Origin of the sequence: Clostridium sp. (genome assembly GCF_036643715.1) — a bacterium.
Classification (GTDB): domain Bacteria; phylum Bacillota; class Clostridia; order Clostridiales; family Clostridiaceae; genus Clostridium.
On the sequence record NZ_JAVXRL010000065.1, the window covers coordinates 1 to 14987 of the forward strand.

At 30.0% G+C, this 14987-nt stretch carries 9 protein-coding genes and 1 pseudogene; all 10 read right to left on the reverse strand.

Annotated features, from left to right (window positions below; translation table 11 throughout):
* Positions 1-363: 363 nt before the first annotated feature.
* On the reverse strand, positions 364-924 hold the full coding sequence (locus tag RSF37_RS13595; RefSeq protein ID WP_332564927.1) for a hypothetical protein: 561 nt from the start codon (positions 922-924) through the stop codon (positions 364-366).
* 21 nt (positions 925-945) lie between these two features.
* Positions 946-1707, reverse strand: coding sequence for a MurR/RpiR family transcriptional regulator (locus tag RSF37_RS13600; protein ID WP_332564928.1), 762 nt, complete (start codon positions 1705-1707; stop codon positions 946-948).
* Between the two features lie 158 nt (positions 1708-1865).
* Positions 1866-3194, reverse strand: coding sequence for a 6-phospho-alpha-glucosidase (locus RSF37_RS13605; protein ID WP_332564929.1), 1329 nt, complete (start codon positions 3192-3194; stop codon positions 1866-1868).
* A gap of 51 nt (positions 3195-3245) precedes the next feature.
* The gene (locus tag RSF37_RS13610; protein ID WP_332564930.1) at positions 3246-4817 is read right to left on the reverse strand and encodes an alpha-glucoside-specific PTS transporter subunit IIBC; all 1572 of its coding nucleotides are present in this window, start codon (positions 4815-4817) and stop codon (positions 3246-3248) included.
* Between the two features lie 228 nt (positions 4818-5045).
* Positions 5046-6152, reverse strand: coding sequence for a glucose-1-phosphate adenylyltransferase subunit GlgD (gene glgD / locus RSF37_RS13615; protein WP_332564931.1), 1107 nt, complete (start codon positions 6150-6152; stop codon positions 5046-5048).
* 23 nt (positions 6153-6175) lie between these two features.
* Positions 6176-7336: a glucose-1-phosphate adenylyltransferase gene (locus RSF37_RS13620; protein ID WP_332564932.1), complete on the reverse strand. Its 1161-nt coding sequence runs from the start codon at positions 7334-7336 to the stop codon at positions 6176-6178.
* Between the two features lie 176 nt (positions 7337-7512).
* Positions 7513-9948: a glycogen/starch/alpha-glucan phosphorylase gene (locus RSF37_RS13625; protein ID WP_332564933.1), complete on the reverse strand. Its 2436-nt coding sequence runs from the start codon at positions 9946-9948 to the stop codon at positions 7513-7515.
* Between the two features lie 31 nt (positions 9949-9979).
* Entirely contained in the window at positions 9980-11413 is a 1434-nt protein-coding gene (glgA, locus tag RSF37_RS13630) for a glycogen synthase GlgA (RefSeq protein ID WP_332564934.1), read from the reverse strand.
* Positions 11414-13378: a 1,4-alpha-glucan branching protein GlgB gene (gene glgB, locus RSF37_RS13635; protein ID WP_332564935.1), complete on the reverse strand. Its 1965-nt coding sequence runs from the start codon at positions 13376-13378 to the stop codon at positions 11414-11416.
* Between the two features lie 209 nt (positions 13379-13587).
* A pseudogene (locus RSF37_RS13640) lies at positions 13588-14799 on the reverse strand (SulP family inorganic anion transporter); the annotation flags it as partial.
* Positions 14800-14987 lie beyond the last annotated feature (188 nt).

Here is a 14987-nt window from a genome sequence, read left to right on the forward strand (position 1 = left end):
TTTTCAAAGACCATTTTTTCTGTGTCGCCTTCAAGCGACTCGTTTATCTTATCACCATTTGGATGTTATGTCAACATTTTTTTAATTAAGTTTGTAACTTGAAATTAAAGAAAATGTTTCCCGCTTCCTTAAGAAGCTCTTCCGCATCAGCGACGATATTTATAATAACATATATAAAACAATACATTATAGTATGTATATCTATTGAATACAATTAATCTTATAATAGTCTATTTTTCTCCTCTTTTCTACATTTTACTTATTATGATACACGTGGTAGTGTATTAGAGGCTTTTTACTATTTAATCATATTTTGTTCATCATTTAGACTATTTTTATTCATACCATAATGCAAAATAACTTTTATCTACTATATATTTGTATATAAAACCAAAAAGATAAAGCAAAAATCATAAGTATAATAATAGATCCAACTAAGTTTAATATAGCAGCTTTCGAAGATTTTCTAATTTCGCTAATATATATTTTAAATACATTTCCTTTACTTGCTTCTTTTAATTTGAATAATCCAAGAAATATAAATCCACTTGCTATTATATTACCGGCTAATATTTGTCCTACACCAATTAAAGTAAGTGATGCTTTTACTGCGTGTTTATTCTTTCTAGATTTTAATTCATCTATACCATTTTTTATAACCCAAGCACAAAACAAATCAACCATTGCATTAATAAAAGTAACTGTAACTAAAGGCGTCTCTGTAATTAAAGTTTCAAATGCCATATTACTATTTATTATCATAATATATATGTATATTAAAAATGCTGCTGGAACTATATAAAAAATCCACTTAGCAATATTTAAGAAAGTATATCCTGTATCCAACTTATCAATTGTACTTGATAGATTACTTAAACTATTATTTAAACCTATCTTTTTCTTTTTCGATTTTTCCCCTCTCATATCCTCATCCTCCTAAATTACTTAATTAATTTCTCCATTATCAAAATACATACTTATATACTTTCTAATTAAAGCCTCAATAACTATAAAAAATAATGTTGTTGTCTCATACTCAACTCCATTGCCTAAATCTATAACTGATGTTGATATATACATATTATATGGTGTCTTTCTAGAAATCATATTATTTCCAAGTCTAGTTATTGATATATATTTAATTCCTCTTATATTAAGTTCATTTATAAAACTTTCTAAATGACTTGTCTCTCCTGATAATGAAACTATTATAAATACATCCTTTTCAGTAACACTTGATTTCACGATTTCAAGTTCTGCTGTACCTTCTATGACATCTAAGTATTTACGCACAGCTAAAAACATTCTTTTAAGCTCTCTTGCAATTGTAGTTTGAGCTGTTCCAGTTCCATGTACAAAGACCCTATCTGCATCATGGATAACTCTACACATATCAGTGAAATCTTTTTGACTTATTAATTTTATATTTTCATGTATTAATTCTTCTAATTCCACAACTTCACTATTCTTTCTCTTATTATTTTCCTCTTCCCATTTCAAGAATACTTTAAATTCACTATATCCATTAAAAGCTAACTTATGAGTTAATCTTAATATAGTCGTTTTAGATATGTTGCATCTTTTAGCTAATTCATTTATACCAAGGCTAGAACATTCTTTCTTATTATTAAGAATATATTTTAGTATGTATAAATCATTTTCATTTAATTTACTATAATACTTGTTTATTACTTCCTCTATTCTCATAATTCCTCCAATAAATATATATTATAATAAATTATACCAAATTTTTTAATGTAGTTATAGCCTTCGCTATAAATGCAACTATTATTGGAAATAGAGGTTTAAAATTCACTTTAAACCTCTATTTAACCTCTATTTAACCTAAAACATCTTTTAATTATCTACTTTAACTCTGGCCAGAAGTCCTTATTAGCTTCTATTAAATCATCTAATATTTCCTTCGCTACACTTGCACTTGGAACAGTTTTAGATAATGTTATTGCCTGCCATAATTTTTGGTATGAATGTTCAGCCCAAGCTTCAACTACTAACTTTTCTACAGCTACTTGTTGTTCCATTAATCCTTTTTGGAATGTTGGTATTTCTCCTACAACTAATGGTTCTGGTCCATTCTTACCTACTAAACATGGTATTTCTACCATTCCAGTTTTAGTGAAATTCTCTATAGCTCCATTATTCTCAACAATTAATAACATTCTTTCATGTGTGTTATATGCAATTGCTCTTGCTAAATCAACAATATATGATGCATGCTCATCTATATGAAGTTCTGAGTCTTTAGTAGAATTGTTTTCAACGATTTTTCTACATTGTGAGAATACAAACTTTTCACGACCATCCATAACTTCATTTGCACGAGTGTATTCCTTATCTGAATGTTTTACAACATAATCTGGGAATAAGTAATACTTTAAGTATGTGTTAGGCAAAAGTGTTGGATCTACCGCTAGAATGTCACGAGCTTTTGTGAATGTATCATTCCAACTTGCTTCAACATGTTGATGTTCTTCCATAACGATATTATATCCATTTTTAAGAACATACTCTCTAAGCCTTGGCATTAAGTCATTACCTTTTCTATCTGTGATACTTGTCCACCAGCCAAAATGATTTAATCCAAAGTATCTTGTTATCATTTCCTTACGTGATTCTAATCCAACTATTTTAGCCATATGTTCTTCTATACCAACTGGCATGTCACATATATTAAGTATTTTTGAAGTCGGACGTAATTTACGAGTTGCTTCTGCTACTATCGCTGCTGGATTTGAATAATTTAGCATCCAAGCATTTGGTGAGAATTTTTCCATATAGTCTAATATTTCAAGTATTCCCCCAATTGATCTCATTCCGTAAGCTATTCCTCCTGGTCCACAAGTTTCTTGACCAACCACTCCATGTCTTAATGGAATTTTTTCATCTAATTCACGCATTGCATACTTACCAACACGTATATGTGCCATTACAAAGTCCACATCTGTAAATGCCTCTTCTGGATCTGTTGTTGCTAAGAATTCAATTTCTGGAGCCTTTTCTTTTAATAATATTTCACAAGCATCTGCTATTGTTGCTTGACGGTCCTTATCATTATCATAAAATTTAATTTTTCTTAATGGGAATTTTTCTAAGTTATCTAATAACATTAATACAATTCCTGGTGTAAACGTACTTCCCCCACCTGCTACTACTACTGAAAATTTTCTATTCATTATAATCTCCTCCTATGAGCTTTATTTTTTAATTAATTTATACTATTTTATTTAAAGTAATCTTTCGAATTCATCTCTTACTTGAGATACTGATAATCCAATAATTACTTGAATTGCTTTTCCATTTCGTACAACACCAAGAGCTCCTGCTGATTTAAAGGCTCCATCTGGCTGTATTTTGTTTTCATCTTTTACTGATAATCTAAGTCTAGTTGCGCAATTAGTTACATCAACTATATTTTCTGAACCGCCTAGGTACTCTAGTATTAAGGCTGCCTTTTGACCATTTTTACTTAATTCTTTTCCATTTTCACCTATTTTTTTAGCTTTATAATCAGCTTTTGTAAATAACTTAGTTTCAGCATCATCATCTTCTCTACCTGGTGTTGGTAGATTAAACTTTAATATAAAGAATTTAAATACAAAGAAATATATTACTGTAAAACATAATCCTATAATTATTTGAGTTACATATGTCATTCCATGATATTTAAATAATGGTATCCAGTTTTGAGCTGCCCACTCAATTATTCCTCCACCAAAGTTACCTACAACTCCAAATGCAAATTCTGTTGCTGCAAGTGTTGCTGCAAGGGCTGCATGAACTGCAAATAGTAATGGTGCAACGAATAAAAATGTAAATTCCAAAGGTTCTGTAACTCCAGCTAGTACTGCTGTTAAAGTAGCTGGAATTAAAAGTCCTGCAACTGTCTTTTTCCTACTTGGCTTTGCAGTGCTATATAGTGCTAATGCAATACCAACTGATCCAAATATTTTTGAATGTCCATGCAGTGCAAATCCACCTTGTGGGAACATTTCCTTTAATGAATGTGCAGATGTTGCAAATTCATTTAAATGTTGTGGCCAGTAACTAGCTATTCCACCTTCTACAACAGCTGGTCCAAAAATAAACGGCCCATATATAAAATGATGTAATCCAGTTGGAATCAAAATACGTTCTAAGAATGTGTAAATCCAAACTCCTACAATTCCTGAAGATGTTAAAAATCCTTGTAATGAATTGATTCCACTTTGTATAGTTGGCCATATAATACATGTAAGTAATGCAATTGGAATCATTACAAAGAACCCAATCATTACTACAAATGATGATCCACTAAATATTCCAACACATTCTGGTAATTGTTTATCAAAGAACTTATTGTGTAAATAAACAACAATACCTGCAATGACTATTGAACCTATCATTCCTGTGTCTAAAGTTTTTATTCCTGCAATTAGAGTTAATCCACTTACTCCTCCTGGTTCTTGTAAGAAGTTTACTCCAAAACTTGGTCCCCATTGAGTTAATATAGTATTAACGAAGTAGTTAAATGTTAAGTAAGTTACAACAGCTTCCATACAAGCACGGCCTTGTGCTTTCTTAGCTAATGCTATTGGTAATCCTACAACAAATAATATTGGAAGTTGGTTAAACACTGTCCATGCCCCTTGTTCAATCAAATTCCAACATTGATACCACATACTATCTGGAGCTGCTATACTACCCATAATTTCTGGATTTTTAAATAGTGTACAAAAACCTACCATTATACCTGCAAAAGCAAATAATAATACCGGTACAAACATAGCTGCTCCAAAACGTTGAATCTTTTGCATCATATTCTCTCACCTCATATTTAATTTTTTAACATGATTAAATGATACCAACCAATGATAACATTTACAATAATATGAAGATCTTTAGGTATTTGGTTCACCTAATGAACCAAGTAACAAATTAGGTGAAATTTCACACCTTAGTGTTTGTGCCTTTTAAGAGCTACTTTTTTATAATTATCAAAAAAATAAAAGGTTCATGTGAACTTTGTCCACATAAACCTTTTAAGTTTAATAACCGTTTCGTCTTTGAATAACAATCGGCCAATTTTTTGAACCAATATACCTTTCCTCTTCCCCGACTTTCGAATTTTTATCTGCTATAATTCGTTCAAGCTCACACCCATTTTCTATAGTTGCATTTTGCATTATAATACAATCCTTTATCTTAACATTTTTACCTATCTTAACTCTTCTTGAAATTATACTATTTGTAACTTCACCTTCTATAAAACAACCATTTGCAACTAATGAATTTTTCACATTACTGTCATTTGTATACTGCGTTGGTCCTTCATCCTTTGGTTTTGTGTAAATAGGTCTATCCTTACAGAATATTTCTCTATTAACCTCTTCATCTAAAAAATCCATATTAGATTCATAGTAAGCTTTTAAAGAGTTTATACAGCTTAAATATCCTTTAAATTCATGAGTTCCAACTTTTAGCTTAGTTAAATTAGCATGAATAAATTGTTTTATCTTTCTATACATGCCACTTCTTATAGATTCATTAACTATATCAATAAATAGTTCTGTCCTCATTAAATACATTTCCATATTAATATTGGCATTGTTTGCTTTGCCAATATTTTCTCCAACACTAACAACATTTCTATAACTATCTATATTAAGTACATCACAATCAATAAATTCCTTATTAGCATTATTAATATTTTTATATACTATTGTGACATCATTATTCTCATTTTTATGCGTCTTAACTACATCATTAAAATCAATATTACATATCATATATGAAGGAGATAATAAAACATATTTTCTTTTACTACATTTAACAAATTCAATATTATCTGCAAAATTATGCACATCATCATATGAGGGATCATCATCCCCAAAATTAAATACTTTTAATCCATATTTTTTTCTATGAAGATCCCATGGTCTTCCATTAGTTAAATGATCCATTAGTGATCTTGATCTATTCTTTGCAAATATTCCAATACATTCAATTCCTGAGTTAGTCATATTAGATAATGCAAAATCAATAACTCTAAATCTTGCTGCAATTGGAACTGATGCTAATGGTCTCTTTCTAACTAATTCACCCATTCTAGTTTCATTTTCATCTAAATTAATTATTCCTAAACAATTGTTCATAAATTCTTTCCCCCTCTACCTTCTTAAACCACACTTTTAGTCTTAATTGAACTGCCAGGTTTTATTTCCTCTTTTGAAGCTACCACTGCAATTTCGTCTCCATTACCTATCCTTGATTCTTTATTTACGATAACTTCGCTACCTATTATTGCTTTGTTTATAACAACATCATCACCTATATGTGAATTTGTCATAACTACTGAATCACGTATTATAGTGTTCTTACCGACATAAACGCCCTGGAATAATACTGAATTTTCTACAGTACCATAAACAGTACAGCCTTCAACTATAAGAGAGTTCTTAACATTTGCATCTGACCCAACAAATTGAGCTGGGCTTACAGGATTGACAGAGTATATTTTCCAGTCTTCATCATGTAAACTTAATCCATTATCACCTTTTAATAAATCCATATTTGCCTCCCACAAACTATCTATTGTTCCAACATCCTTCCAATATCCTTTAAAGGGATATGCAACTAATCTACTTCCGTTATCAAGCATTTTAGGAATAATATTTTTGCCAAAGTCATTGCTTGAATCTATATCCATTTCATCATTTATTAAATATCTCTTTAAGGATTTCCAATTAAATATATATATACCCATAGAAGCATTAGTACTCTTTGGCTCCTTGGGCTTTTCTTCAAACTCATATATTGAAAGATCTTCTCTCGTATTCATAAGACCAAATCTGCTTGCTTCTTTTAATGGCACATCTATTACAGCAATTGTTGCATCTGCCTCTTTTTGTTTGTGGAATTCTAGCATTTCATCATAATCCATCTTATAAATATGGTCTCCTGATAATACTAGTAAATATTCTGGATCATAACTATCTACATATTCAATATTTTGATAAATAGCATTAGCTGTACCTTTATACCATTTACCTCCCTTTTCTTCTTGATATGGCGGTAATACACTCACTCCACCTTCTCTCCTATCAAGGTCCCATGGATTTCCTATACCAATGTGTGCATTAAGCTCTAATGGTTTATATTGTGTTAATACCCCAACTGTATAAATTCCTGAATTTGAACAATTACTTAAAGGAAAGTCTATTATTCTATACTTTCCCCCAAAAGGTACTGCAGGCTTTGCTAAGTTTTTCGTTAACACACCTAATCTTGATCCCTGACCCCCTGCTAAAATCATTGCAACTATCTCTTTCTTCCCCATAACATTCTCCCCTCATATGTTTTTTATCAATAAATTAAATTTAATTACAATTTAAAATCACTTATATAAACATATGACTGCTTATAAAGATTTATACATAATTGATTTTATGAAATCTTTTCCAAAATAAAAAAATAGCAAAATACTTTGCTATTTTTTTATAATTACATTTTTAGTTAAAGATTCTTATATAGTAATTCTGAACCCCATATTCCAGTTGCATATTGAAGTATAGTTCTATCTGATGAGAATATTCCAGAATGAGCTATATTTATTCCACACATCTGTTGCCACTTATTCATATCCTTATACAATTCATTTACTCTATCTTGAGCCTCTACATATGAATCAAAATCTTTAAGAACAAAAAATTCATCATTATAAGGAATTAAATTATTATATATTTCTCTAAATCTTTCTCTATCAAAATGATACCTTCCATTTATTAAATCATCTACAGCAGCTTTTACTCTACCGTTATTTTTATAAATATCAAAGGATGAATATCCACCATTTTGATAATAATCTAAAACTTCATTTGAATTTAATCCAAATACAATAATATTCTCATCTGAAACTTCATCTCTTATTTCAATATTTGCTCCATCTAATGTTGCAATTGTAAGTGCTCCATTCATCATAAATTTCATATTAGATGTTCCTGAAGCCTCTTTTGTAGTAGTTGAAATTTGTTCGCTTAAATCAGTAGCTCTTATTATCTCTTCTGCAAGAGAGACTCTATAATTATCTAAGAAAACAACTTTTATTTTATCTTTAACTCTAGGATCATTATTAATTTGATAAGCAATTCTATTTATAAGTTCAATAGTACTTTTTGCAAGATGGTAGGATGGTGCTGCCTTACCACTAAATATAAATGTTCTTGGTACTATATCTAAATTCGGATTTTCTAATATTCTATTATATAAATCCATTATTCTCAAACAATTCAAGGTCTGTCTCTTATAAGCATGTATCCTCTTTACTTGAACATCAAATATAGAATTTGGATCAACTATAATTCCCTTTGTATCATATATAGTTTTAGCTAATATTTCTTTATTTTCTCTCTTAATATTATTAAGCTCATTTTGAATATTTTTATCGTAAGCCTTACTTTCAAAATATTTAAGATCAATTGGATGTTCAATAAATCCTTCACCAATTGTATCTACTAAAAGCTTAGTTAATTTTGGATTTGTTCTTAATAACCATCTTCTATGAGTTATTCCATTTGTCTTATTATTAAATTTATTAGGATAATAATAATAGAAATCACTCATCTCCTGCTTCTTAAGTATTTCAGTATGAAGTTTTGCTACTCCATTTACACTATGACTTCCAACTATAGCAAGGTTAGCCATTCTGACTTGTCCATTAGCTATTATGGACATTCTTGATATTTTATCCCATTGTCCAGTATAATTGTTCCAAAGTTCACTACAAAACCTTTCATTTATCTCTTGAATTATCATATATAATCTTGGAAGTAACTTTTCTACCATTCTAGATGGCCATTTTTCTAAAGCTTCTGCAAGTATTGTATGGTTTGTATACGATATTGTATTTGTTGTAATTCTAAATGCCTCTTCCCATGGAAGACCTTCTTCATCCAAAAGTATTCTCATAAGTTCAGGTATTGCAAGTGTTGGATGAGTATCATTTATATGAATTGCTATCTTTTCATCAAGTTCTCTTATATTTCCACCATGATTTTTAAAATGTCTTATTACACTTTGAACTCCAGCAGATACAAAGAAATATTGCTGTTTAAGTCTAAGGACTTTACCTTCATCTCTAGAATCATCTGGATATAAAACTTGTGATATAGCTTCAACTGAGTTTTTATATTCTAAAGCCTTTAAGAATTCTCCTCTACTAAATGATGAAAAATCAAATTCATTATTTACAGTTTCAGCACTCCAAAGTCTTAATGTATTTACTGTATTATTTTTATAACCAACTACAGGCGTATCATATGGTACTGCAAGTACTGGTTCATAATTAACATGAGTAAATTTAAGCTTACCATTAACTTCTTCAGTTACTATATTTCCACCAAATTTAACTATCTCGTTTTTATCTGACTTTCTTTTTTCCCATACGTTACCATCCCTAAGCCAATTATCTGATACTTCAACTTGAACTCCATCAATTATTTTTTGTTCAAAAAATCCATATTTATATCTTATACCACAGCCATGACCTGCTATATTTAAAGATGCCATTGAATCTAAAAAGCAGGCTGCAAGTCTACCAAGACCACCATTTCCAAGCCCCTGATCATGTTCTAGCTCCTCTAATTCTTCTAAATCTATAGAAAGTTCCTTAAGTGCATCTTTACAAGTATCTCTTATTCCTAAATTTAATAACGCATCGCCTAATAGTCTACCAAGTAAAAATTCCATTGAAAAATAATATACTTGCTTTTCCATAGTACTATTATATTTTTTATTTGTCCTCATCCAGCTTTCTGCAACGTAATCTCTAACCAAACTACCTAAGGCTTCATATTTTTTATAATTGCTTCCACCTGAAAGCTCCTCCCCATGGATTTCTAGATATTTCTTTTCGTATGCTTTCTTGAAAGTATTTTTGTCAATGGTTAGCATATATATCCCCTCCTCTGGATTTCATGAAGACTCATTCTCCAATCAAATTTTTATACATTTCTATATATTTAGTTGCAGATTTTGCCCAGCTATTATCTGAATTAATAGCTTGTAATATTATTGAATTCCATCTTTCTTTATCTCTAAATATGTCTAATGCATATTCAGTGATATTTAAAAGCTCATTTCCATTATAGTTTTTAAAGCTGAACCCGTTTCCTAATCCATTATATTGGTTATAAGGTTTAATTGTGTCTTTAAGTCCCCCAGTTTCTCTAACTATTGGAATCGTTCCATATCTAAGAGATATAAGTTGACCAAGTCCACAAGGTTCAAAAAGTGATGGCATTAAGAACATATCACTTGCAGCATATATTTTATGGGCTAACATATTGCTGAACCTAATGTTTGTTGAAACTTTATCTCTATATCTTTCAGCAAGACCTCTAAAATGATTTTCATAATGACAATCACCAGTTCCTAAAATAACTAATTGAATATCATGTTGAAGAAGTCTATCTGCAATATCAACTATTATATCTAATCCTTTTTGATTAGTTAATCTAGATACTATTCCTATCATTGCTGCATTTTCATTAACTGGTAAACCAAGTTCTCTTTGGAGTTCTTCTTTATTTTTCTTCTTACCAGATAAATCTTTTTCATTAAATTTCGCATATATTAAGTTATCACAATTAGGATTAAATTCATCATAATCAATTCCATTTAATATTCCATTTAGTGCATAACTTCTATCTCTTAAAATTGAATCCATTCTTTCCCCATACTCACTAGTTTTAATTTCATCAACATATGAGTTACTAACAGTTGATACTCTATCTGAATAAAGTATTCCGCCTTTCATAAAGCTAACTCCTCCATCAAAAGCTAGACTACCATTGTAATAAGGTTCCATATCATATCCAAATAATTCTGGTAAAACTTCCTTAGGAAAAACCCCTTGGAATTTCATATTATGAATTGAAAAAACTGACTTCATATCGCAATAAAATAAATCTTTAGCATATTCAAGCTTTAATAAAACTGGAACCATACCAGTTTGCCAATCATTACAATGAAGAACATCTGCTCTAAAGTTAATCTCCTTAACTAGCTGCAATACAGCTCTATTGAAAAATGCAAATCTTTCACCATCATCAGCATATCCATAAAGACCATCTCTTCCGAAATAGTATTCATTGTCTAGAAGATAATAGGTAATCCCATTATGGTTATATTCAAATACTCCACAATATTGTGTTCTCCAACCTACTTTTACCATAAACCACTTAACAAACTTAAGCTTGCTATCTAAATTTCTATCAATATTTTTATACTTTGGTATTACTACTCTTGCATCTACACCTGTATTATCTAAAGACTTAGGTAGAGCACCCAAAACATCTCCAAGTCCACCTGTCTTCACAAATGGATTAGCCTCTGAACCAACAAATAAAACTTTCATCTATTTCTCCTCCTCACCTTTTATTTTTAATATAATTGTTGCCATAGGTGGTACTTTCACTTTTATAAAATTAATATTATTTTCTTCTAATGTTAAAATCTCTCCAGGCATTACTTGTCCTGAACCACCATATTTTTTATCATCTGTATTAAATACCTCTTCATAACTACTTCCTTCTGAGACATTTATTTTGAAATCATAATAAACAACTGGAGTGAAATTAGTTATAAAAATAAGTGTATCTATGTGATTCTTCCCTTTTCTCATAAAGGAAAGGATACTTTGCTCTTTATTATCTGGATCTATCCACTGAAAACCATTTGGATCATAATCAAGTTCCCATAATGCTTTATTTTCCTTGTAAAATCTATTTAGCTCTTTAAAAAATAATTGAGTATCCTTATGCATTGGATATGAATCTATAAGTTTCCATTCTAATTGCTCATACTCTCTCCACTCAATAAATTGCCCAAATTCACTTCCCATAAATAAAAGTTTCTTACCTGGATGACCTATCATATAAGCTGCTAAATTTCTGAGCCCTGCAAACTTATTAAAGTAGTCTCCCCACATTTTATTTACTAATGATTTTTTACCATGTACAACCTCATCATGCGATATAGGCAAAATGAAATTCTCTGAGTAATTGTACATCATAGAGAAAGTTAAATTATTATGATGATATTTTCTATATACAGGATCAAGCTCTATATATTCTAAAGTATCATTCATCCATCCCATGTTCCATTTAAAATTAAATCCAAGTCCTCCGTCTTCAATAGGTCTACATACATTGGGCCATGAGGTTGATTCTTCCGCAACCATAAGTGCATTTTTAAACTCACTAAAAACTGCTGTATTTAGTTCTTTAACAAATTGAATACCTTCTAGATTACCATTTCCACCATAAATATTAGGTACCCATTCACCCTCATCCCTTCCATAATTTAAATAAATCATATTAGAAACTGCATCTACCCTTAATCCATCAATATGAAATTCTCTAAGCCAATATAACGCATTTGATATTAAAAAGCTTTTAACTTCTGGTCTTCCAAGATCAAAATTAAATGTTCCCCATCCCTTATTATCAGCTTTCCAGCCTTCCTCATACTCATAAGTAGGACCTCCATCAAACATATATAATCCTTGAATATCTTTACAAAAATGTCCTGGTACCCAGTCCATTATTATACCTATTTTTCTTTTATGAAGTTCATTAACAAGCTCCTTAAACTCATCTATAGTTCCATATCTACTAGTAAGTGAATAAAATCCTATGCCTTGATATCCCCAAGAAGCATCTAATGGATGTTCTACTAATGGCATAAATTCTACATGAGTATATCCCATATCTTCTATATATCCAGGCAATATTTTACTTAATTCTTTATATGTCAAAAATTTTTCACCGTTTGTCTTCCAAGATCCAATATGAAGCTCATAAATATTTATTGGACTTTCATAAATATTTATATTATTTCTATTACTTATAAATGATTCATCTTCCCAACAAAATTCCTTTTCTTTATGAACTATAGATGCACTACTAGGTCTCAATTCAGAATATATAGCATATGGATCAGCTTTATAAACTATTTCTCCAGAATTACTTTCTATTCCATACTTATATTTATTGCCTTCATAATTTCCATCTAACTTAATACTCCATAACCCTTCATTAGATATTTTATTAAGTTTGTAGTGGTTCTCCACTGAAAAGTTATTAAAATCTCCAACTAAATATATTTTTTTTGCCCTTGGTGCCCAAACTGTAAATCTAGTTTTCACCATTCCATCCTCATAAATGATCTTACTACCTAGTATGTTATATGCATGAAAGTTTCTTCCTTGATGAAACAAATAAATATTAAATTGTGTAATATCATATTTACTAACGCCCTTGTTATAAAAATCATTTGAATTTTGCTCTATATTTCCCCTTAGTTCTCTCTCTATTCTCATTTAAACTTCCCCCATACCTTTTAAACATATTAGCTTTTACTATACTTATTCATATAAATTCATTTTTATTAATAATAATTTATTAATAAAAACAAAAAAAGCTCTGACCTTACGGTCAAAGCTTTTAAATTAAATATTATTTAGCACGCTACTTCTTGCGCACCTCCTATATTATTAGTTCTATCTATTAATTTTACTCTTACAATGTGTACAATCATTGCTACAACAATAGCTATAACAAGGTCAAAACAAACAGTTAATGTAAAAGTTACTAGTAATTCTACAGCATCTAACTTACTATTTTTGATTATTGCAACACATTCTCTCCATTCACTCATATTGTAAGAAACAACAACAAGTATAGCTGCTAGTGCAACTAATGGTATATATTTTATTAATGGCATAAATAAAACCATTATTAAAAGTAATGTTATTGCATGAACTATTCCTGCAATTGGAGTTCTTCCACCATTTTTTATATTTGCAGCTGTTCTAGCTATTGCACCAGTAGCTGGAATACCACCAAATAATGATGATGCAATATTTGCAACTCCTTGTCCTATTAATTCAGTGTTTGAATTATGTTTTTTATCTATCATTCCATCTGCTACAACTGCTGATAATAAAGATTCAATAGCACCTAAAAATGCAATTGTAATTGCTGGCATAAATAATACCTTTATTTTATCAAATGTTAAAACCGGTAATGTAGGTGTTGGTATTGTTGAAGATATTTCTCCAAAAGCACCACCTATAGTTTGAACATTTAAACTTAATCCTGCTACTATTAGTGTTGAAAATATTAAAGCAACTAATGAACCTGGTATAGTTTTATTTACTTTTGGGAAGTAAATTATTATTGCAACACAAGCTGCTCCTATTAATAATGTAATTAAACTTACAGTATTAAAATTCGAAATATATGCTCCCCACTTTTTAAAGAATTCTGAAGGAACACTTTCTATACTTAATCCAAATAAATCTTTTATTTGAGTTGATAGTAATGTAATTGCAATACCTAATGTAAATCCTAGTGTTATACTCTTTGGAATATACTTTATAAGATTTCCTAATCTAAATAATCCAAATAATATAAGCATTATTCCAGCCATTAGCGTTGATATAATTAATCCCTCAAGTCCATATTTATCTACGATTCCATAAACAATAACAACAAATGCTCCTGTTGGTCCTCCAATTTGTACTCTACTACCACCAAAGACTGATATAAAGAATCCAGCTATTATTGCTGTTATTAATCCTTTTTCTGGTGTTACTCCAGATGATATTCCTAGTGCAATTGAAAGTGGTAATGCTATTATAGCAACAATTATTCCTGCTATAACATCTTTTATGATTTGATCTTTCTTTAGTTCTCTCTTTCTATGCTTCACGATAGAAAATAACTTTGGTTTTTTCATTAATAAAAATAAGCCCCCTCGTGCATGTAAAAAGACAAGTTATAGAATAAAACTTGTCTTTTCTCATATAAATTTTTCACATATTCATTTTCGCGTAAAAAAAGGATAGTTTATTAACTATCCTTTAATATTAACACCTGGCAACGTCTTACTCTCCCGCACAGTCTCCCGTGAAGTACCATCAGCGC